General features: G+C 33.5%; 20 protein-coding genes. 5 read left to right on the plus strand and 15 right to left on the minus strand.

The features are described from left to right. Window positions 1-255: 255 nt before the first annotated feature. Window positions 256-429, plus strand: coding sequence for a hypothetical protein (locus tag VB798_RS13680; RefSeq protein WP_323259211.1), 174 nt, complete (start codon window positions 256-258; stop codon window positions 427-429). A gap of 160 nt (window positions 430-589) precedes the next feature. Here VB798_RS13680 and VB798_RS13685 read toward each other — a convergent pair whose 3' ends face one another. The 13 genes from VB798_RS13685 to VB798_RS13745 all read right to left on the minus strand — a co-directional run bounded on the left by VB798_RS13685 (window position 590) and on the right by VB798_RS13745 (window position 14,370). Beyond that, window positions 590-1,231 carry a hypothetical protein gene (locus VB798_RS13685; protein ID WP_323259213.1) on the minus strand — a complete coding sequence of 214 codons (642 nt, stop codon included), beginning with the start codon at window positions 1,229-1,231 and terminating at the stop codon, window positions 590-592. Window positions 1,232-1,252: 21 nt separating this feature from the next. Continuing rightward, window positions 1,253-2,425 carry a hypothetical protein gene (locus tag VB798_RS13690; RefSeq protein WP_323259215.1) on the minus strand — a complete coding sequence of 391 codons (1,173 nt, stop codon included), beginning with the start codon at window positions 2,423-2,425 and terminating at the stop codon, window positions 1,253-1,255. Between the two features lie 74 nt (window positions 2,426-2,499). Next, entirely contained in the window at window positions 2,500-2,862 is a 363-nt protein-coding gene (locus tag VB798_RS13695; RefSeq protein WP_323259217.1) for a LytR/AlgR family response regulator transcription factor, read from the minus strand. Window positions 2,863-2,940: 78 nt separating this feature from the next. Continuing rightward, a complete protein-coding gene (locus tag VB798_RS13700) occupies window positions 2,941-4,401 on the minus strand; it encodes a hypothetical protein (protein WP_323259219.1) in 1,461 nt (486 codons plus the stop codon). A 101-nt stretch (window positions 4,402-4,502) separates the two neighbouring features. Continuing rightward, window positions 4,503-6,026 (minus strand): C1 family peptidase, encoded by a 1,524-nt coding sequence (locus tag VB798_RS13705; protein WP_323259221.1) that lies wholly within the window; start codon window positions 6,024-6,026, stop codon window positions 4,503-4,505. 42 nt (window positions 6,027-6,068) lie between these two features. Then, on the minus strand, window positions 6,069-7,175 hold the full coding sequence (locus VB798_RS13710) for a hypothetical protein (RefSeq protein WP_323259223.1): 1,107 nt from the start codon (window positions 7,173-7,175) through the stop codon (window positions 6,069-6,071). Window positions 7,176-7,310: 135 nt separating this feature from the next. Next, window positions 7,311-8,174: a hypothetical protein gene (locus VB798_RS13715; protein ID WP_323259225.1), complete on the minus strand. Its 864-nt coding sequence runs from the start codon at window positions 8,172-8,174 to the stop codon at window positions 7,311-7,313. 3 nt (window positions 8,175-8,177) lie between these two features. Next, entirely contained in the window at window positions 8,178-8,792 is a 615-nt protein-coding gene (locus VB798_RS13720) for a hypothetical protein (RefSeq protein ID WP_323259226.1), read from the minus strand. Between the two features lie 11 nt (window positions 8,793-8,803). Continuing rightward, window positions 8,804-9,910, minus strand: a complete 1,107-nt coding sequence (locus VB798_RS13725) for a hypothetical protein (RefSeq protein ID WP_323259228.1) — start codon at window positions 9,908-9,910, stop codon at window positions 8,804-8,806. Window positions 9,911-10,001: 91 nt separating this feature from the next. Continuing rightward, window positions 10,002-10,760 (minus strand): SDR family NAD(P)-dependent oxidoreductase, encoded by a 759-nt coding sequence (locus VB798_RS13730; protein ID WP_323259230.1) that lies wholly within the window; start codon window positions 10,758-10,760, stop codon window positions 10,002-10,004. 96 nt (window positions 10,761-10,856) lie between these two features. Further along, entirely contained in the window at window positions 10,857-11,246 is a 390-nt protein-coding gene (locus tag VB798_RS13735) for a helix-turn-helix domain-containing protein (protein WP_323259232.1), read from the minus strand. 150 nt (window positions 11,247-11,396) lie between these two features. After that, window positions 11,397-12,065, minus strand: a complete 669-nt coding sequence (locus VB798_RS13740; protein ID WP_323259234.1) for an MCP four helix bundle domain-containing protein — start codon at window positions 12,063-12,065, stop codon at window positions 11,397-11,399. A gap of 181 nt (window positions 12,066-12,246) precedes the next feature. Further along, window positions 12,247-14,370, minus strand: coding sequence for an outer membrane protein assembly factor BamB family protein (locus VB798_RS13745; protein WP_323259236.1), 2,124 nt, complete (start codon window positions 14,368-14,370; stop codon window positions 12,247-12,249). A gap of 268 nt (window positions 14,371-14,638) precedes the next feature. On the opposite strand from VB798_RS13745, the gene VB798_RS13750 reads away from it, so the two are divergent. Both VB798_RS13750 and VB798_RS13755 read left to right on the plus strand, forming a co-directional pair. After that, a complete protein-coding gene (locus VB798_RS13750; protein WP_323259238.1) occupies window positions 14,639-15,970 on the plus strand; it encodes a sigma-54-dependent transcriptional regulator in 1,332 nt (443 codons plus the stop codon). A gap of 215 nt (window positions 15,971-16,185) precedes the next feature. Next, a complete protein-coding gene (locus tag VB798_RS13755; protein ID WP_323259240.1) occupies window positions 16,186-17,235 on the plus strand; it encodes an acyltransferase family protein in 1,050 nt (349 codons plus the stop codon). A gap of 48 nt (window positions 17,236-17,283) precedes the next feature. Here VB798_RS13755 and VB798_RS13760 read toward each other — a convergent pair whose 3' ends face one another. Beyond that, on the minus strand, window positions 17,284-18,021 hold the full coding sequence (locus VB798_RS13760) for an SDR family NAD(P)-dependent oxidoreductase (protein ID WP_323259242.1): 738 nt from the start codon (window positions 18,019-18,021) through the stop codon (window positions 17,284-17,286). A 76-nt stretch (window positions 18,022-18,097) separates the two neighbouring features. Then, entirely contained in the window at window positions 18,098-18,667 is a 570-nt protein-coding gene (locus VB798_RS13765; RefSeq protein WP_323259244.1) for a Crp/Fnr family transcriptional regulator, read from the minus strand. 688 nt (window positions 18,668-19,355) lie between these two features. Between VB798_RS13765 and kdpF the strand changes: the two genes are divergently transcribed. Beyond that, window positions 19,356-19,433, plus strand: a complete 78-nt coding sequence (kdpF, locus tag VB798_RS24375) for a K(+)-transporting ATPase subunit F (protein ID WP_407652867.1) — start codon at window positions 19,356-19,358, stop codon at window positions 19,431-19,433. A gap of 3 nt (window positions 19,434-19,436) precedes the next feature. Next, the gene (kdpA, locus tag VB798_RS13770) at window positions 19,437-21,146 is read left to right on the plus strand and encodes a potassium-transporting ATPase subunit KdpA (protein ID WP_323259246.1); all 1,710 of its coding nucleotides are present in this window, start codon (window positions 19,437-19,439) and stop codon (window positions 21,144-21,146) included. Window positions 21,147-21,148 lie beyond the last annotated feature (2 nt).

A 21,148-nucleotide genomic window follows, 5' to 3' on the forward strand; every position in this document is an offset into this window, starting at 1 on the left:
AATTATTTATATTAAAAAATAGGAAGGTAAGGATATGCTGTTTGAAAATTTATTTGATACAAAACAGTACTTAAAGATAGCTGAGAGAAAGTTGAAAATTAACGATTATCATTAAAAATAAAATTGGTTTTATGAATATACCGTCTCTTTTAGTTCAATTTATTTCCTTTAAAATTAAGCACTAAAATCAAAAAGGTTATTTCAGATACATGTAGAGTTGTGTTGCGCTAAACATCCACCAACACGCCTAAGCTCATGTATAAGTTATTAAGCATTTTTGTTTTGGGACTTTTGTTATCTGCTTGCCAAGACGAATCAGTAATTCAGCCTAAAGTAGCTAATGCTAAAAATGTTACTTTATCGGATTCAACAACTGTAAAAAAGGTGAGTGATGACCCTCCAGCTTCAACTGGCAATGGCCGTCCATAAACATGCTGTCGTTTATCTCTAAATGTACTCTTTATTTACCCCATCTATGTTTATAGATGGGGTATTTTTTAATAGGTGTGCTTTTTCAACAATTATGACCCCTTTTGTCAATATATTTATTCCCGCTAATTTAAAAATGTTACATCTTCTTCTTTTAATTTTATAATTCAGCAGTTAGCTTTTCCCATTTGTTTGATTTGATGAGTATGAACTTCTTTTTCCCCAATGTTAATACAAATTTGTTAGTAGTATCATCGAAATATATTTTGGCATTCTTATTAAAATCAACACCAACTTTAGGTAATTTGAGTACAATTTTACGCAGGTTGGCGTCTTCATAAACCATTTGATAAGTGGTATCCTTTTGAGATGCTTTGATAACTTCCCATGCTAAGGTTTTTGTAGAAAATTTATGAGACTCTTTAGAAGGGTTTGAGCTATTTTCATAAAGTTTTGTTTGATAACTAAAACTACCTTGTAGTTTATCTAAATCATAAAAGCGTTTATAAATGATTAGGCTAAAGGAAAACATAAAAATCAAACAGGCTGCTAATTCAATGAATTTTAGGCGAAACAATGGGATAATAGGCTTTGTGTTCTCTTTAATGGTTATTTCATCAATCGTTTTTTCTATTTCAAAATAAGTAATTGCATCAAGCCAATTATCAAGCTTTGTCCAAATTAGGTAATCTTGATAAAAACCGTCGTCTTCTTGTAATTTTTTCAAGAAATTTTTCAGTTGATTTACATCTAAATCACCCTTTACGTATTCTTCGAATACTTTATAGTTATCTTCTTGCATATAATATATTTTGCTTTGAAGTTATGGGTTTTCATTACAGATAAATTGATATATAGCTTTCCCTTTAGCATTTGCCCAAGTACTTTCGGGATGATTGATTTCGTTTTGCATCCAATCAATCAAGGCTTTTTTGCAATCTTGTCGTTGTTGAGCTTCTGATTGTTTATTTTTATAATTATATTTTTTGCCTGAATTCAAAAAACCTCTTGAGGCTTCACTAAGCATAGCCTCTATTACGAGTTTGATAAAATGAGATTTACGTCCAGTTAATAAAAGCCTTCTAGCATTTCCAGCATGAACTTTTTCAATGGCATCTAGTCCATCTTGAATAAATAGAAAAACTTCTTCTAAACAAAATGATTTATCAGCAGGTACTTTTAAATGTTTTATACTTTTAGAACTGCTTTTCTCTCTATTAGATTTATCTAATAAAGTATTGAAGATTCCATGCCAATACTTTTGTATGCTTGTTTTAAGAATAAAATCTTTTCGAGATAATTCACTAAAAAGTAATTCCATACTTTCTGAAAACAAGTCATCGTCAGTACTCCTCTTTTCTGCAAAAGATAGCCTGCAAAGCTCATTAATTTTGTTTTCGGCTTTTTTCTTTGCTGATTCATTTTGAGAATAACGAATTGTAAAGATTAAATATGTTTCATGAATAATATGATGAAATTTAGCTAGTCTATTTCTAGTAATTTTTTCATCTTTCCCTAAAGTTCTATAGATGTAATAATCAAATGTTTGCTGTGCTATCCAATCTGTCATTAATGGTTGGTTAGCGACATTGATGAGTATGTAGTTGTTTTCTGTCGAGTTAAATAATTGTAAAAAAGGGTTTAATATTTTACGGATTTTTTTTTCAATGCTCAAGTAATCTGTTTCTTGTTGATTAATGAACTTGAGCATTTCTTCAGCTAACCGACTTTCATAATGCGTTAATGATACAGTTTTTCTAAGCCTTTTTATTAAATCATCTTCTTTTGGTAAATAGTCATACTCAATAATGGCAGATAATATCATTTTCAAGGCATTATCAATTTCTTTTTCTGCTTCATTATCAGACAGATACTTTTGTTTAGCATGATTCTTCAGATGCTTACTATACATTGCTCTAAAGTTATGAATAGCATTAGTCTGAACTGTTTTATCATTACTTTTTAAGGCTAATATTACTTCTTCATGTAAAGTCATTATAAATTTTTTGATAAATGGTTGTAATTCAGCAATGTAACAATGATAGTTTATTTGAGAAATGAAGTAAATACTTAAAAAATATGTGGAAAAGATGATTTTTGATCGAATAAGTAATAATCTAAGAATTCTTTTCTCCTTCTTGAGATACTAGCTCTTAGGTTATTTTGCATTAATATATAATTTTTATGTCTTGAATATCTTTCCATGTAAGCACTATTGATAATATATGCTCGATGTACCCTTAAAAAGCCATGACTGATAAATTGTTCTTCAAACGACTTTATTGTTTTGGCATACATAATTTTTTTTCCATTATTTAAGTAAAAGAAAGTGTAATTGATGGATGCTTCCAGCATTACTATGTCTGAAATTGGGTAAATCTCAGCTCCAATGCGAATATCATTAGACTGTGTTTTGTTCTTATGTGTTTTCATAAACCTATGTTAAGAAAAAGGTAGAGTTCCTCTGTTTAATTCTTACATATGAATACCGCCACATCATGAAATGTTACATCATTTTGAATATGTTGTTATTTGAATAATTCTTTCTACTGTCTTTTCAGAAGTAGATTTACTCTTTATTTTTTCTAATGAATCTAAAATATAAGTAATGCCTTGTTTTTTTTCTGACTGTAATATTCCAAAATCACCAGTAGTGGCGAAACCGATCAAGGCCTCAATGCCAAAAGGTGCTGAACATAAAAATTCTTCTGGAATTTTTATGAGTCTATTAATGTCTTGAGCTTTTATTTCAATGTCATTATTATTCATCAACAAAAGATTATTTATAGCATCTCTGTAAACTAATCTTATTTTACAAGGGCGATTAGCCATGATAAAAATAGAGAGACTCTCTCCTTCTGTAAAACGTTGTGCCTGATTCCCTTTATTTGTTCTTATATCAAATTGTAATTGTTTGGAGTCATAGTTTTCAGGAGTGTTTTTAACGATTTTATTAATATTTTCTACTTCAACTAAATGCTCTTTTTGTGGAATAATGTCTTTTGACCAGCTTTCAGCATTATTAATGGGTACTTTATCCGAAATTTTGATAATCTCTGTTCCCTCTGTATTGATAAGTGTGGCATTAATCTCTAAGTATTTTCCAATTATTTTATAATCGCTTTTTAAACTTAGAATTCTATTCATTGAACGACTTGTAGTAGGTAAAGTAATCTTTAGGCTTGGGTGGGCAAGTCTCAACATCGTTTTTAATTCACCTGTAAACATTGTAGAAAAAGTATTCACAATGTTTTTTCCTTCAAATGAAGTTTTTTCAATATTAATCTCTTCTGTTTCAGATTTTGGAATAACCTTACTAAGTTCTCCTGCTAATTTTTCGGCAACATCCTCTAAAGTTCTTTGTTGAAGGTTATTAGTGTAGTCTTCAATGGTTGTTGCTTTATTAAATTCGCTTAGGTCGTTATCTAGGTATGCAATTTTAATTTCTCTTTGATCTTTATTATCTTTTTCATTTAATCTTAACGCTATTCTACACCATTGATAATTATTTAAGAAGGTTTTTCTTTTACCATCAAAATACCAATCGCCTTGCATATACTTATGTGCATACACATAAATTTCTTTGTTTTTCTTAAAAAAGATTCTCGCTTTACTAAAATCAATATTAAAATTTAAGCCATTAGGATATCTTGTTTGAACCAATTGTAAATACTCTTCAATTGGTAAATCTTTACTATCATCTTTTAGAAAACCTTTTGGATTTAAATCATTTTCAAAAACTACTCCTTCAAGTAAATGAGAAGCAATCTGCCGCCAAGCATTTTTTTCATCATCATCCGTTTTAGCATTGAAAAACACTTGTAATGAAGCCTTAGTTTTTTTGAGTATTTTGATGCTTTTTTGAGTGAGTTCGATCTGATTATTCGATTTATTTGATAGTTTTTGAGACTTCGATATTGCTGAATATATCAAAAATAAGAATAGTAATATGAAGCTGCTTTTTATATTCATTTTGATAAAAAGAAAAGAGAATGCTGTTTTTTGATGTCCAAAATCCTCTTCTCAATTATTGAGAAGAGGATTTAATAGGTATCTTTTCGCTAAATAAGGTGTTACTTCATGTGTTTTATTTTAAGTAATAATGGAACAATCGTCCCGTTAGGTGTGCCCTTCAGCTCAAAAGCAATATTGTTTGATTCGTATAAGATAGTATCAGCTGACACTAAATCTTTGCCTATTACTGAATATACTTTCTGTTTAAATTCGCCTTGAGCATTGGCAATATCATTTTTGAGTTTATCAATATCTAGTTCTTTGGTTGAATACAATACTAGGAAATAATCATTACCAGGTTTATTATCCATCGTAAATGAGCTATTTGTTGATGGCAACATGGCAATATTATTAGATGGAATCAAAGCACTTACTTCATCATCATAAGGAAATAATTTGGTTACTCTATTGTTATCATCTGAGGCAATGATGTACATATAGCTTGATATATTATTGATGATTTCGGTTTTGAAAGATGTTCCAGATGGATATTCTTTAGTGACATTATAGGTAATCATATCAATATTAGCATCGTTTGTTACATCTAAACCTCTTTCCGCTGAAGTAGAAACAGGCATAAGATCACCATTTGCTAAAAGTGGTTTGATACTTCCCTTTAAAAATATCTCTTGTACAGGTTGTACTGGAGCTGGCGGAACAACATCCGTTGTTGTATTATTTGAAGGTACTACTGGTGCCGGAGTAGGTACTGGAACGGGTGTTATTGGTGATAGTACTTCGTAAGCATAAGGAGTAAACTCTATTAAATCTTTATAACTAGCCCATACAAACCCATTATTTGCCCATTTATTTCCCCAACTATTTACAATTAAAAAGGCGTTTTTAGTATCGTCATAGCCAATGACTGCCATTGCATGTCCACCTACTGCATTTTTGATAGTTTCTGCAGGTGCAGCTTTCCAAACTTCTTTGGCTTGAAAAAAGGAATTAGGAATCCACATCCCAATCAAAACTGCATTTTGACTTTCAACCAAAGCTGTTTTAATAGATAAAATCTTTTCTTCAACCGATGCTGTACTTGGAATATCAAAAAGAGTGGTATAGCCTTCAATTTTGTTGGCAGCCGCTTCCTCTTCAAGCATTGTATATTTATTACCGCAAGCATAAGGAGCACTTTTTAAAGTTGCAACGCCTTTTTCTTTCATGATGTCAAGTGCATCAGAAATACTCGAGCCTGTTTGACATTGGTAGTCGGTTGGGCTTTTGATACGTTCAAAAACAAAGGTTGGAGAAAATGCGATGGCTCTAATAGTCTCTGGTCCTTTGATGTTTAGCTTTTTAGCCTGCATAATCGTTCGCATGTAATATGCCGTTGACCAACCCACACAAGTACTAAAATCTCCTTGGTCTTCAACTTGTGGAACAAAAGATTTTAAGTTGAATGTGGATGGTAAAATACCTCTCATCAAAGAAAAATTCTTGCTTCGCTTAGGTAGATGGAGATATTTTTTGTCATCTCTGACAAGCCCTAATTTACGTTTTTTTTGAGCGGTGATAGACTGTGAGCAAAGTACTACAGCACAAATTAAAAGAAGGATTCGGCTTAATCTTGAGCTTTTCATATTCTTGTTTTTTGATTTTTAAATTCGGTTATAACGTTAAACTTAAAGCTCTTTTAGCCCTAATTCTGCAAGTTGGTAGTAGCCTCCTTTTGTGGAAAGACAATCTCCATTGACTGGCATACTCGATACAGAGGTTACTTTATTTGTAACTGGATTTTCACCTTCAAACTGAACAACTTCATGAAAAGTAGTGATTCTACAAAACCATTTATCAAACTCGCTTTTTCTAAAATTATCGTACAAGCTGATTTTTGCATAATTGAATTGATAACTGTTTTTATTTTCTAGAACTTGTTGTAGAAACTTCTCTCTTGTTAATTGGACATTTTTGCCATCTTTTGTAGTCAAGTTAACATAGCCACTTGTATCAAAAATGAGATTACTCTCAAGAATCATTTTATTAATTGAGGTTGAATCTTTCTCATTTTTATCCTTTAGTATTGTAAGGTAACCCAGAAATGTTTTTACCTTTTTTTCAGGACTCCAATCAATTATATTATCACTGTTAACTGTAATAGGCTCTTTATTAGTAGTATCAGAGATGGTAGAAACCGTGTTTTTATGATTAACACCACTAATTTTTGTTGATAAAATATTTAGTTTTGAATCTTCTACTATTTCAGTAATAAAATTTAAAGTATCATTAATCTCAACAGCCATTCTTTCATGAGGTTTACCAGTAAATGCCAAACACATCGTTTGTTTATATTTGTAAACTTTCTGTTTTTTCAACAAGAGGGAATCTATACTCAATAAACTAGTACTTTGATTACGGAGGTGATAGTTAAAGGCGATCTTGTAAGTACCTACAGTTAGTTTGATAAATTCAGATGCCTCTAATGGAGATTTGCTAACTAAATTATCAACATTAGAGTCTGTTTTAATCATTCCTGGAATTAAATGATTGACAATTTTCACACTATCTGTCGTAAAAAAAGTACTTATAAATGTTGTTTCTTTTTGAACAGAAGGCTTTTTAACCAAAATTGGTACCATTCTAATCAGCTCTTTTTGATAAGCGTTCAGCATTTTATCAAGAGCCTTCTTATGAGGTTTTGGAATACTATCTTGGGTTAGGCTTGATAAACAGATAAATGAAATTAGCACCCATATATATAGGCTTATTTTATGAAAAATTGATGTTTTCATAGAGTTAAGTTTAGATAGATTCATTAAATAGTTTTTGTGTTTTAATCATTTCTGTAAATAGCCTTTTTGTTTTCATCGTTAAATAAATTTTAAATCACCATAGAAGAAGAAAAGTTACATCGAAAAACTTTTTATTTAATTCAGTTTTAAATCTGTAATTAGCCAACCAGAATTTTCTTTTTCTCTCATAAATTCTCTTATTTCTATTTGATAATTTTTGTGAACACTAATTTTGAATGAGATGTCTTTCGTACCTTTTACTTTTAGCAAGCTTAGTCGTAAAATTTTTTCAAGAATGTATATTTCTTGGTGTTTCAAGATTGTTTGATTGCAAAGTGAAACAATGTCTTTTCCTTGATTAAATGCGTTTACCAGAGGAGAAAAAGCTATATCCTGTGCATTAGGACTTAAACCTTCTTCTATATACGTTGAATCTGTTGTTGTAATATCTTTTCTTTCTATGAGACGCTGATGCTCTTCAATTATTTCTTTGGGTAAACTGATATTCGTTATTTGCCATCTAGCTGATCCCTCTTTTTTTAAATATTGCTTTTGTAAAAGAATGTCTAAAATGACATTTTTTTCTTTATAAAATGCTTCCAATTTTACATTAGCAGACAACTTCGCTTGTTTGTCAATTTTAATGTCTTCTTCGCATATCATCGATATGAATTGATTAACTTTTATAAAATAAAGTTGTGTTTTTTCTGTCATTTTTAAACGTTCATCATCTTCATTAAATAGTTTCAAGATATATTGACTTCTTGGATAAAGAATTTGTAAAGAATCGTTCATTTTCTCGCCATCAATAAATACTTCATAGTTAAAACGATGAATAAATTCATTGATACTTTTTATCTGCCATAACATAAAAGATTCTACTGGTTGTTTGGTGAAAACAACAGCACTAATGCTATCTGATGTACTTTTAGCCTCTGAATTTTGGGCTAAAGAATTATGAATTATTCCCCAAAAAATAAAAATAAGTATTCTTTTCATTTGTCAATTTGGGCTTAAAGCTGTTGTTTCTATCACACTAATATTCCCAAATGAAATTGTGAATTTTCCTTTTGCATTAGGTTTTTCGGTTACTTCTATGGCTTTTCTGTCTTTACTTTCATAAGATACTTTCCCCTTTTGATCATAACCTTTAAAACTTTGATAATAAAATGCAGTGGCGTGATAGTTCCCATCCATACCTTTTTCAAAGTCGGAGCAATACGATACGTCGTAAGAACTAATTTCTACTTTTGGAAAATGTGGTAATTTAAAAAGATTGTTAAAATACTGGCGGATAGGAATATTTTCAACACTGCCATCTTTTCTTGATACTTGTACTGTTGGCATTCTGGTAATTTTTTTGCCATCAGCATTATAATAAACAGTATCAAAAAGACTCATTGCCAATTGAATGGATTTTAATCTAGGTCGCTCAGGTAAAGATTTATCACCAATCTGTTTAATATAATTGGTTAAATCATTGACTCTCCTTAAGGTAAGTTCTTTGAATTCTGAGAGCTGTTCAGGACTAGGGTCGTAGTGTTGAGCAAATGTTTTTACAGTGAAAAACAAACTATGAATACACCAGAATATAAAGTAATAAATGATATTTTTCATAATAGCGTAATTTATCTAATTTCCTGAATTGTAATGATTTGGTATCGACCATCCTGACTAAAAGTGGATAGATTTTCAACTACGTTTATTTGTTTAATAAGATTGGCATTAATAAGAATTTTATTCAAAAAGTCTTCAATAGGGATAGCACTCATATTGTTTTCAATCACATTGATGTATTCATTTGCCTCTGCATCAATATTGAAAAGTTTCTTCATTTGAGTTACCATCAATTTTTCTCTTTTCTCATATTTTAATTTTTCATCAGCCAACGTATTGAGGAACAGATTGGTATCGTTAAAACTTACTGTTGGTGTATGTGGAGTCGGAGTAATAGGCTCTTTTATATCAGCAGTAATTTTCCATTGTGAATGCTGTAGATTGGCTTTATTATCTTGAGCTAATTTTTCTTGAAGTCTTAATTCAGCATCTTTCAGAAGAGAATCCCAAGTAATGTGAATATTATTATTTTCAGCTTGTGAAAGTGCTTCTAAACATGCAATGGTATAATAAGTGCCGTTATGAGCACTACTGAATGCTTTTTCGTTTTTCTTTGAACTTGAAATAAGGATGTTACCAGTACTTTCTTTGAATAATTTTCTTAAAATATCATTTTCAACAAAAATAGAACGAGTAACTAAAGGCTTCTCAATTATCAAAGTTTGTCGTGGAGTGAGTTGATTATTACAATCTACTAGGCTAATATTGAGTTTTACACCTTTATTGCTTAATTTTTGATGAATATTTTCAATGGATAAATATTTGTCTCTAATCAGAATATTCGGGAATAAATCTGTGGGTTGTGATGAAGAAATACCTCGTCCTGTATAATAAAATACAATGATGTCGTCAGTATTAATTGGCAAATGGAGTATCTCACGATCTAAATCTTTTTCAGTAAAATCATGAGAGTGGACAGCGATAGGTAAATAATCATAATGTATATTTTTAGCAATTTCTCTAAAAACAGAATCCATCATGAAGAGGTTTCGTTCATAAGTTTTGCCTAAATCAGGATGTTTTGAATCAGCTACCAAGATTGTTCTTATGCTTTGTGTAGCACCTTGATAACAAATTAACACCAAAATGATAAGCAATCCCTTATTTTTTTTTAACATGTTTCTATTATAGAGTCTTAAAAAGTAAAAACTTTTCTGTCCTCATAATAGAAACACATATCAATTTTGTAAATCAAAGGTTTAAATATTCCTACAACATCATCCCGCCAGAAATTTCTATGCGTTGAGCATTAATCCAACGAGCTTCTTCACTACATAAAAAGGCAATAACACCGCCAATATCGTCTGGCAAGCCTACTCTTCCTAAGGCTGTTTGAGAAGCAATATGAGCATTTACTTGTGCATTGTCTCGTACAGTTCCACCACCGAAATCTGTTTCTATAGCACCCGGAGCAACAACGTTTACTCTAATTCCTCTTTGTCCTAATTCTTTGGCTTGATATTTCGTCAGGGTTTCAATTGCCCCTTTCATCGAAGCATAAGCAGCATAACCCGGAAACGAGAATCTGGCTAAACCTGTCGAAATATTAATAATTCCACCACCATTGGCTAAAATTGACAAGGCTTTTTGTGTCAATAAAAAAGCTCCTTTAAAATGAATTGAATACAAAGTATCAAGTTGTTCTTCTGTCGTTTCTGCAAATGACGCATGAGTACCGATGCCCGCATTATTAATAAGGAAGTCTATTTTGTCAGCCTTAAAAGTTTCAGATAAAGCACTTTTCAAACTCTCGATAAAACTATCGAATGTCTTTGAGTTAGCTACGTCCAATTGTAAAGCGACAGCTTGTTGTCCTAATTGTTTGATTTCCTCTATTACTTTTTCAGCTTCTTCTTTTTGAGACTGATAAGTTATGATGACATCATTCCCTTTTTGGGCAAGGCTTAAAGCCATATTTTTCCCTAATCCACGGCTACCGCCTGTTACTAAAGCTATTTTGTTTGGCATCTTTCTGTTTGTTTTAATTAATGCAACAAAATTAACTTTAGCCTATAGCTTTTTTATGGTGACAGTTTCAGGGAAAATGGTGAGTACTTCAGTATTTTATACAAATTGCTCTAGCAAACATTGTTCACGATATTGCTTGGGCGTAAGCTTGGTGTATGCTTTAAAGAATTTGGTAAAATTGGAAGGGTCATAAGTAAGTAAAGTAGCGATTGCTCCAATTGACATTTCGTTTTTAGCAAGCATGCCTTTGGCAATATCAAGTATTTTTTCTTCAAAGAAATAACAAGGGGATTTATTGGTCGTCACTTTAATTGTATTACTTAAATGTGTTGGATGGATATTCATAATTGATGCGAAATCTCTAATTTCAAACATTTCTTGGGTTCTTCCTTCGGTTAAATCCAATAAATGCTTGTCGATTTCTTTTAGAAACTCGTCTCTTATTTCGTATTGTCGAGCAAAAATTTTAGCAGGAATATTTTTCATTGATGATAATGTAAAATGGGCTTGATACAAAAAGCTAACATTAATCTTCTGAGATAAGTTTAGAAAAAATACTTCAAAACAAATCCAATCTTTAACCTTTTAAACAATAGCTAAAGATTGGATTTATATTTGAGAAGCTTTACTTAGGGTTCAGTTCAGCGATGAATTTTGTGCTATTTTAGAAATAGCAGATTTTGAAGAAACAATCAATACTAAAATAACAATGCCCAACACCATTAAAAGTGAAAGCTCAAATTGACTTTGAGATGCTGAACCAAACACAATTTTCTGAGAAGCTTGATTTAGTCTTTGCCCTTCAGTAATTTGAATATGAGATAAATGGTTCAAATTACTAAGTGTTGCATAAAAAGATTCATCTAAAAGCTTTTTACTTTGTTCAGTAGAAATTCCTGTTTCCATTGCTGTAATATATTGCTTCTCAAGTAATATGCCTTGTTGGATTTTTTTCTTTAAATCCCGAAACAATACTTCTTCTGTCGGTGTGAGTTGCGTTTTTCCAAAAGCTACAAGTAGTTGTTGGATACTAGTATGATGTTCTTTAATAGCATTATTATGAAGTTTTAAAGCTTCAATATCTTTACTATCGTCAATCAATAATTTTTTACGAGAAAGATGATCTGAAAATTCATAAATGTAACTTTCTGCAAGTAATCTGTCTTCATAAACGTCAGAAAAAGTATCACCCAAAGCGATAAAACTGTTTTTATCGGATACATTCTTAACAAATAATAGAATAAAAATTACACCCAATATGCTTGCAATTTTTAACTTTTGCGCTATGCTATAAGTCCATTTCATGAGCAGATTTTCATTTAGACATAAAAAATACAACTAATGTAAATGTAATATTTATATAAAAATAAAATGAATTATTTGTACTATTATTTTGTGATTTGCAAGAAACTATAAAAAACAGCGATAAAATGACATTAAGATTAATTCATTTTGTCGCTGTTTATCTAAAAACTTATCGAAGTATTTACAAAGAAAAAGCTATGTAACTGTCTCCTTTTTTTGTTCCTAATTTAGTACCACCACAGGCGATAACGATGTATTGTTTTCCGTTCAATAAATAAGTACTTGGTGTGGCAAAACCTGCTGCTGGTAATTTTGTTTCCCAGAGAATTTCCCCAGTTTTCTTGTCAAAAATTCTAAACATTCCATCCTTCGTTGCAGCAATAAAAAGTAAACTACTAGCTGTAACCACAGGTCCGCCATAGTTTTCTGAACCCGTTGTTGGAATACCTTTCGCTTTCAATTCTGGGTATTCGCCAAATGGTTTTTGCCAAAGATGTTTACCTGTGTTTAAGTCGATGGCAGTAAGTGTTCCCCAAGGCGGACGAATACCGGGATAACCTTTTGAATCGATGAATTTATGATAACCATTAAATTGATAGGGAATAAAAGGCGTTTTTCCTTTAGTACTTTCAGCACTTGCTTCTACTTTTTCATCACCAAATAAAAATGAAACTAGCGCTTGTCGGTCGGTATTTGATAAATGTCCAAAACCGGGCATCATTCCTTTGCCCGAAGCAACAACTTTTGAAACATACTCACGGTCTTTTCTGTCAGAAATATTCACTAAAGACGGATAGCCACTGCTAGGATTTCCCTTGAGGTCTTTGCCATGACAAACCATACAAGTACTTGCATAAAGTTTTTGTCCTTTGCTTAAATGGGCTAATTCATCAGCTTTTGGCGTTGGTTTTAAGCTAAATAGCCAAGCCATTTCGTTGGCATTTACATACATAATTCCATCAGGGTCAACCGCTGCACCACCCCATTCTGCACCGCCGTCTGCACCCGGATATACCAAAGTTTCTTTTAAGCCAAGTGGCTGAAATACTCCTTTTTGAGCCGGTTTGATGGTTTTAAGTAATGTTTCTTTCTCATCAGAATATGGATTTACGTCTGCTTCAGTAATTGTTTGTCGAGCAAAAGGAGCAGGCAAACTTGGAATTGGCTGTGTTGCCCAAGCACTTTCTTCAGGAATACTTGATTTTGGAAAAGGGGTTTCTTTGATAGGAAATAAAGGTTTTCCTGTTACTCTATCAAACACAAAAACGTGTCCTGTTTTGGTTACTTGTGCTACTGCATCAATGCTTTTTCCATTGCGTTTAATTGTCACCAAGTTCGGAGGCGCTGGTAAGTCTTTATCCCAAATATCATGATGAACGAACTGAAAATGCCAAAGTCTTTTCCCCGTTTTTGCGTCGAGAGCAATTAAACAGTTGGCAAAAAGGTTTTGTCCTTTACGATTTCCTCCATAAAAATCAGAAGCTGCCGAACCTGTTGGTACAAATAAAATTCCTCTTTTACGGTCGATAGCCATGCCCGACCAATTATTTGCTCCGCCAATTTCAGTATTTTTGTAAGTATTCTTTGGCCAAGTATTGTAACCAAATTCGTTTGGATGCGGAATCGTATGAAAAACCCAAGAGAGTTTTCCTGTACGAACATTAAACGCCTGAACGTTTCCCAAAGCGGCATCTGCTCCTTCCGAAAGGCGCAAAGGCATGACAATATTATCTTCATACAAAGTGCCAGGCGTATTTGAAATCACAAATTTATTGACGGCAGTACTGCCCAAACCTTCTTTCAAACTTACTTTTCCATTGTCGCCAAAGGTGTTGATTTTCTCTCCTGTTTTGGCATCAACAGCATATAAAAAAGAGCCTAGTGCAAAGATGATTCTTGGAACATCGGCATCGTTTTTATCCTTACTTTCCCAATAAGTAACGCCACGATTAGTATTTAAAGCGGTGCTTCCAGTATTGGTAAATGTCCATAATTCTTTGCCTGTGGCAGCATCCAACGCAAAAAGTTTATTCGTTGCTGTTACTGCATAAAGTATTCCATTTACAATAATCGGATTGCACTGAACTTGTCCAGAATCCAATGTATGGTATTCCCAAGCAACTTTTAATTGATTAAGATTGGTCTTGTTGATTTGTGTGAGGCTAGAGTAATGATTCCGTTCGGGTCCTCCCAAATACTCTGTCCAACCAGTATTTTCATTGGAAGGATTATCCTGCTCAGGCAAATAAGCAGCAGTTAATAAGGCAGTTGCCAAAAATGCCAAGGATAAGTAGATTTTTTGCATAATTTTTTAAATCTGTTGTACTCAGTAATTTATTGAAAAACTGAACTCAAGTATGAGTCATTTGAATAAGCGACTCATTTCTTGTCAAATTTACATATTTCATTACTTTATTAATAATTGAAATACTGAATTGCTGTCTTAAAACCAGATAAGGCATGGTATTGAAATTTGTCATATGGAAGATGATGAGTTGAAATGCAATAATTCTTAAAACATCTACTAATTTAGCCGAAGATAAAGCCTACATGGCTGTAGAAATTAATTCAAGATGAAAGGAACAGTACTGATTATTGATGATGAAAAACAATTAAGAGGATTACTCAAGCGAATTATTGAGTTGGAAGATTATACGGTTTGGGAAGTTGGCGACTTAAAATCTGCGTGGAAAATCCTTGAAAATCAAGCGATTCAAGTAGTACTTTCTGATGTAAAATTGCCCGACGGCAATGGCGTGGACTTTACCCAAAAGTTCAAAGAGAAATATCCAAGTCTTGAGATTATTGTAATGACCGCCTATGGAACAATTCAAGACGGCATCAAAGCCATGAAAAATGGTGCTTTTGATTATTTGGTAAAAGGCGACGACAACGAAAAAATATTACCCATGCTAAGTTTAGCAATGGATAAAGTGCAAAATCAAACGCAGAGTATTCAGCCAAAAAATCATGGTTTTGAAAAGGTTTTGGGGAAATCTAAACAGATTAAAGAAGTAATCAGTTTAGCTCAAAAAGTAGCTAAAACCGACACCACCGTTCTGCTAACAGGCGAAACGGGCACTGGAAAAGAAGTGTTTGCCAACGCCATTCATCAAGAAAGTAAAAGGGCTTCTCAAAACTTTGTAGCAGTAAATTGTGCTACTTTTTCAAGAGAAATTCTGGAATCGGAATTGTTCGGACACAAAGCGGGTGCTTTTACTGGGGCGACCAAAGATAAAAAAGGTTTGTTTGAAGAAGCAGACGGCGGAACGATTTTCTTGGATGAAATAGGAGAAATGTCGCTGGATTTGCAAGCTAAATTATTAAGAGTATTAGAAACTGGAACATTTATCAAAGTTGGCGATACCAAGTTGATAAAAGTAGATGTGCGGATTATTTCGGCAACAAATCGTGATTTAAGCAAAGAAGCCAACGAAGGACATTTCCGCTCGGATTTGTTTTATAGACTTTCTGTTTTTCAGATTGCTTTACCGCCTTTGCGTGAACGCAAGACTGATATTGAAGTACTCGCTCGTTTTTTCGCCAAAGATTTCGCTAAAAAATTCAATATTTCAATAGCTGATTTACAAGAAGATTTCCTTACAAAATTGACTAATTACGAATGGCAAGGGAATATCCGTGAACTCAGAAATGTGATTGAACGAACCATTATTCTCAACGAAAACGGACATTTAACCGTAGAAAGTTTACCGATTGCGATTCAATTTCCTGCTGAAAATTTATCTTCAAAAAATCTCAATTCATTCGATTTACAAAGCATCGAAAAGCAACACATCCAAAAAGTACTTCAACATACCAAAGGCAACAAAACAGAAACCGCCAGACTTTTGAATATTGGCTTGACAACGCTTTATCGTAAGATTGAGGAATATGGGATTATTTAGGTCGGGTTGAAGAACTTACAAAAAACTCAATCCATAAGTCGAATTTCCAACTCGACAACAGAAAAATCAAACAGCTATTAAAAGCTTATAGAAACCCACACAATAAAGTAAAAGTTGGGCTTATATTGCGTCTTGAATTAATTTAGAAGAAACAATAGAAGAGATTAGAGTAATATATTTCCGATAATCTCTTTTAAAGGCTAAGTCAACAAACAATGATTAAAAATAAACCTCATTTTGAAATATTAGATGGATTGAGAGGAGTTGCTGCTTTGTGCGTGGTAATATTTCATTTTACAGAATGTGTATATCCCGATTATAGTAAAAATTTTATTGGTCATGGCTTTTTAGCTGTAGATTTTTTCTTTTGCCTTTCAGGATTTGTTATCGCTTATGCTTATGATGATAGAATAAAGCAGATGGGAACTTTAGCTTTCTTCAAAACTCGACTAATTCGTTTACATCCTTTGGTCGTGATAGGAACTTTGCTGGGTGTTATCGGTTTTCTTTGGAGTCCTTGGACCAGTGTTGCTTCTAATTATACTTGGGTCAATATTGTATTGTTAGCCATTGGCTCAATGTTGGTGATTCCACTTCCGTTGATGGAAGACCGTTACTTTAATCTATTCGGTTTTAATGCCCCTGCTTGGTCGCTATTCTGGGAATATGTTGCCAATATTTTGTACGCTTTTTTCCTGCATAAAATCAGTCGTCATTTATTAAGTATTCTTGTTATTTTAGCCGCAATAACCCTTGGAATAGTCAGTTATCGTGCTGGAAATTTGATGGGGGGCTGGAGTAAAAACAATTTTTGGGACGGTGGAGTACGCTTGGCATATTCCTTTTTAGCAGGATTATTAGTCAATAGAAGTAAATGGATTATTCAGAATAAATTAGGATTTATCGGTTTAACACTGATGATATTAGCGGCTTTGATGATGCCCGTTTTTGCCAATAATTGGCTAATAGAATTTTTAATAGTAGGGTTTTATTTCCCACTATTGATTGCCTTAGGAGCGGGAACGAAGTTATCGGCTTTCACACAAAAGTTTTGTCAGTTCGCAGGAGAACTTTCTTATCCACTTTACATGACCCACTATGCTTTTATATGGGTTTTTGCCAGTTATTTAGCTCATTTTAAGCCAGACATCAATCAAATTACTTGGGTAATTGTACTCGGAACTTGTGGCTTAGTACTTTTTGCAATCGTGATAATGCAATTTGTGGACAAACCTATCAGAAAGTATTTGACAGCTAAAAAGTGACTTTTTTTCATTAGGGCTTAAGTATCGCCCTAATGAAAAAAATAGGTTTTACCAAGGACTTACTCCCGTTTCATCCTCAATATCATTACTGAAAAACTGCCCTGTCGGAGCATTCTCGTCCGTTAGTGTATGTTTAACGATAAAAGTAGCCGCACTTTCTATTGTTCCTGGGCCACTATAGTGGTTAAAATCGGTTGCCGTATAACCTGGGTCAATCGCATTTACTTTGAATGGCAAATCTTTTAGTTCATAAGCCAATACCACAGTAAAAGCGTTTAAAGCAGTTTTTGATGTTCCGTAACTTGCCGATTTAAAAGGGTAATATTTCCAATTCGGATCGCTATGTAATGTCAAAGAGCCAAGTCCTGAAGTAATATTGCTGATGCGTGGACTATCAGACTTTTTAAGCAATGCTAAAAAGATTTGTGTAACTCTGATAACTCCAAAAAAATTGGTATCAAATACTTTTTGAATATCTTCAACAGATGTATCTGAAGCATTTTGAGGGAAATCTCCGCTTATTCCTGCATTATTTATCAAAATGTCTAATTTACCTTGTTCGTTTTCGATACTATTTTTGGCAGACAAAATGGAATCAAGATTAGTAACATCAATTGCAATCGCTTTGATATTTTGAAACCCCTCTTCATTTAATGCTGTTACAACAGCTTCTCCTTTTGCAAGGTCACGAGTACCTAAATAAACGAATAATCCTTTTTGTGAAAGTTGTTTTGCTGTTTCTAAACCAATACTTCTGTTGGCTCCTGTAATTAATACTGATTTCATTTTTCTTGTTTTTAAATTGATGATGCAAGTTGCCTCGTTTAAAAATGAAATCATTTGCCATTTGGCAAAAAGCGATTTAGCGAATGTTTTTTCTAATTCTGCTCAATGACGATTGCGTAATGCCTAAATATGAAGCGATATAAGAAAGCGGAATACGGTTAACAACAGTAGGATATATTTCTATAAACTTCAAGTAGCGTGTTGTAGCATCTTCCGAAACTAAAGGGCTTCTTCTTTCTACTTTTAGCATTAGTGCTTTTGAAATAATTTTATGTACAATGGCATCCCAACCAACAATGGTATTGAGCAATTCTTGCCAATCTTTTTTTGAAAAAACAATCAATCTGCAATCAGTAATGGCTTGCACATAAGCCGTTGAAGGGATTTCATTGTCAAAGCTCTCTAAGTCAACTACAAGATTGTTTTCTTCAATGAAATATTTAGTAATTTCTTCGCCTTTATTGTTGTAATAGCAAACACGGGTAATGCCCTCTACAATAAAGCCGACTTGTCGAGACGTTTTACCTGCTTCTGAAAAATATTCATCTTTATGAATCACTATTTCCTTTGCTTTCTCAGCCACGAAGTCAATTTGTTGTGGGTTTAAATTCCCAAATCGTAATATGTATGCTATCAATTCTTTCATTGTAGCAAGTTAGTCAAAGTTATCTTTTCGGGATTTGCCATTTGGCAAAAAATGCGTTCGACCTTGTAAAATAGTCAGGAGTGTATATTCTCATCATTAAAGAGCTTCAATACAGAAAAAGCGAGCTGTAACTCACAATTTCTGTATTGTAGCTCCATTTCTGTGAGTAAGCATTCAGTTTTTGTGAGCTGGTACTCACAAAAACTCTATTAGCAGACACAAACCTTGTATTGCAGGTCGGTTTATCTGTATTGATACTCGCTTTTTCTGTATTGTAACTCACAAGAAGTGAGTTACAATACAGTTTATGTGAACTAAGACTCTGAAATTGTGAGGTAAGATAATACTTTCAATAGGGTCGGGTTTAAACCCGACCCTATTGAAAAAATCAATAAAATCTCAAATCCCATCCTTTCCATTCTGATAAAAACCCTTCCAAAATGGAAGGGTTTTATATTGCTCCAAAATGTGCTCAAATCTCTAGTGCATTGATTTTCAATAAGTAACACCCTTTTCTTTTTTCTTGGCTTATATTTTGGCACAAGGTCATCGAACAAAAAATTAAAACGATGATAACAATCCTTCTTTTACTCGCTGGGCTTTTGTGCTTTGCTTTCTTTTTTAAAGCCATTGATTTTTTTGAAAACATTTAACCTTCAACGAATCGAATGATTCTTTTATAACCATGATGACAGCCCTCTTTGCTCTATCTATTGCCGTGTTTGGCTACTTGTGTTATGTTTTGTTAAAACCTGAAAAATTCTAAAAAATGAATACTGAAATTTTAGGAGTAATCCTCACGTTTATCCTCACCGTCGTTTGTGCTATTCCGTTGGGGAAATATATCGCCAAAGTTTTCGGTGGAGAAGCTACTTTTCTGGATGCCGTTTTTAATCCTATCGAAAAACTTTTCTTCCAAATTTCGGGCATCAATCCCAAGCAGGAAATGACTTGGAAGCAACATCTTACAGCTTTGCTAACCATCAATTTACTCTGGTTTTTCTGGGCAATGTTTATTTTGATGAACCAAGGTTGGTTGCCGTGGAATCCAGACGGAAACCCTTCGATGTCGGCAGATTTAGCTTTTAATACTGCTATTTCCTTTTTATCGAATACCAATTTGCAACATTACTCTGGCGAAAGTGGAATGTCGTACTTAGGACAAATTGCTTGTTTGACATTATTTCAATTTATCTCCGCAGGAGCAGGAATGGCGGTTTGTGCGATGGTTTTTAATGCCATGAAAGAACGCACCACCGACAAATTAGGTAACTTTTACAATTACTTCTTGAAATCTTGTACTCGTATTTTATTGCCACTCTCATTAGTCGTTGCCTTGGTTACTTTGTTCAACGGAACGCCTATGAACGTAGAAGGAAAAGCTTCTTTTGTTTCTATGCAAGGTGATACCGTACAGGTTTCTCGTGGCCCAGCCGCTGCTATGATTGGCATTAAACAAATCGGGACAAATGGCGGTGGTTACTTTGGCGTAAACTCTGCTCACCCACTCGAAAATCCCAATTACCTAACCAATATTGTAGAAGTAGGCAGTATTTTATTGATTCCGATAGCGATGGTTTTTGCTTTGGGCTATTATCTGAAACGTAAAAAATTAGCCTACACCATTTTTGGCGTAATGACTTTAGGTTTCCTTTTGTTCTTGATACCTTCTATTTATTTAGAAATGAATGGCAACACCGCCATTGAGCGTATGGGAATTACGCAACAGCTTGGTAGCATGGAAGGCAAAGAAGTACGTTTTGGTTCTGCCGCTTCTGCCTACTGGGGTATATCCACTACGGTTACTTCAAATGGTTCTGTAAACGCCATGCACGATAGCTTCACGCCACTCACGGGAATGTTTACGCTCTTGGGCATGATGATTAATGCACTTTATGGCGGAGTAGGCGTTGGCTTCTTGAACTTCTATGTTTTTATCATCATAGCCGTATTTATTTCTGGCTTAATGGTCGGACGAACACCTGAGTTTTTGGGTAAAAAAATCGAAGCAAGAGAAATGAAAATTGCTACGATTATCGCTCTACTGCATCCGCTGATGATTTTGGGAGCTACGGCTTTATCGTCTTTCATTTTTGTAAAAAATCCAGAGATTGGTTGGTTAAATAATCCTTCTTTTCACGGATTTTCAGAAATGTTGTATGAATATACTTCTTCGGCAGCCAACAACGGTTCGGGCTTTGAAGGCTTGGGCGACAATACGCTTTGGTGGAATATTAGTTGCGGTATCGTGATGGTTCTCAGTAGATTTTTACCAATCATCGGGCCAGTAGCCATTGCAGGAATTTTAGCCAATAAAAAGTACATTCCTGAAAGTGCAGGTACTTTAAAAACCGACACAGGTACTTTTGGTTTGATGGTCTTTGCCGTAATTTTTATCGTAGCAGCCCTGTCATTCTTCCCAGCACTGACATTAGGACCGATTGCGGAATATTTTTCAGCTTACAGCTGTAAGCTTTGAGC

This window comes from Arcicella lustrica (assembly GCF_034930985.1).
Classification (GTDB): domain Bacteria; phylum Bacteroidota; class Bacteroidia; order Cytophagales; family Spirosomataceae; genus Arcicella; species Arcicella lustrica.

What these genes read in the sequence shown, in the direction of transcription:
- VB798_RS13680 (WP_323259211.1), top strand. Translation starts at nt 256, where the DNA reads ATGTATAAGTTATTAAGCATTTTTGTTTTGGGACTTTTGTTATCTGCT.
- VB798_RS13685 (WP_323259213.1), bottom strand. Translation starts at nt 1,231, where the DNA reads ATGCAAGAAGATAACTATAAAGTATTCGAAGAATACGTAAAGGGTGAT.
- VB798_RS13690 (WP_323259215.1), bottom strand. Translation starts at nt 2,425, where the DNA reads ATGACTTTACATGAAGAAGTAATATTAGCCTTAAAAAGTAATGATAAA.
- VB798_RS13695 (WP_323259217.1), bottom strand. Translation starts at nt 2,862, where the DNA reads ATGAAAACACATAAGAACAAAACACAGTCTAATGATATTCGCATTGGA.
- VB798_RS13700 (WP_323259219.1), bottom strand. Translation starts at nt 4,401, where the DNA reads ATGAATATAAAAAGCAGCTTCATATTACTATTCTTATTTTTGATATAT.
- VB798_RS13705 (WP_323259221.1), bottom strand. Translation starts at nt 6,026, where the DNA reads ATGAAAAGCTCAAGATTAAGCCGAATCCTTCTTTTAATTTGTGCTGTA.
- VB798_RS13710 (WP_323259223.1), bottom strand. Translation starts at nt 7,175, where the DNA reads ATGAAAACATCAATTTTTCATAAAATAAGCCTATATATATGGGTGCTA.
- VB798_RS13715 (WP_323259225.1), bottom strand. Translation starts at nt 8,174, where the DNA reads ATGAAAAGAATACTTATTTTTATTTTTTGGGGAATAATTCATAATTCT.
- VB798_RS13720 (WP_323259226.1), bottom strand. Translation starts at nt 8,792, where the DNA reads ATGAAAAATATCATTTATTACTTTATATTCTGGTGTATTCATAGTTTG.
- VB798_RS13725 (WP_323259228.1), bottom strand. Translation starts at nt 9,910, where the DNA reads ATGTTAAAAAAAAATAAGGGATTGCTTATCATTTTGGTGTTAATTTGT.
- VB798_RS13730 (WP_323259230.1), bottom strand. Translation starts at nt 10,760, where the DNA reads ATGCCAAACAAAATAGCTTTAGTAACAGGCGGTAGCCGTGGATTAGGG.
- VB798_RS13735 (WP_323259232.1), bottom strand. Translation starts at nt 11,246, where the DNA reads ATGAAAAATATTCCTGCTAAAATTTTTGCTCGACAATACGAAATAAGA.
- VB798_RS13740 (WP_323259234.1), bottom strand. Translation starts at nt 12,065, where the DNA reads ATGAAATGGACTTATAGCATAGCGCAAAAGTTAAAAATTGCAAGCATA.
- VB798_RS13745 (WP_323259236.1), bottom strand. Translation starts at nt 14,370, where the DNA reads ATGCAAAAAATCTACTTATCCTTGGCATTTTTGGCAACTGCCTTATTA.
- VB798_RS13750 (WP_323259238.1), top strand. Translation starts at nt 14,639, where the DNA reads ATGAAAGGAACAGTACTGATTATTGATGATGAAAAACAATTAAGAGGA.
- VB798_RS13755 (WP_323259240.1), top strand. Translation starts at nt 16,186, where the DNA reads ATGATTAAAAATAAACCTCATTTTGAAATATTAGATGGATTGAGAGGA.
- VB798_RS13760 (WP_323259242.1), bottom strand. Translation starts at nt 18,021, where the DNA reads ATGAAATCAGTATTAATTACAGGAGCCAACAGAAGTATTGGTTTAGAA.
- VB798_RS13765 (WP_323259244.1), bottom strand. Translation starts at nt 18,667, where the DNA reads ATGAAAGAATTGATAGCATACATATTACGATTTGGGAATTTAAACCCA.
- kdpF (WP_407652867.1), top strand. Translation starts at nt 19,356, where the DNA reads ATGACAGCCCTCTTTGCTCTATCTATTGCCGTGTTTGGCTACTTGTGT.
- kdpA (WP_323259246.1), top strand. Translation starts at nt 19,437, where the DNA reads ATGAATACTGAAATTTTAGGAGTAATCCTCACGTTTATCCTCACCGTC.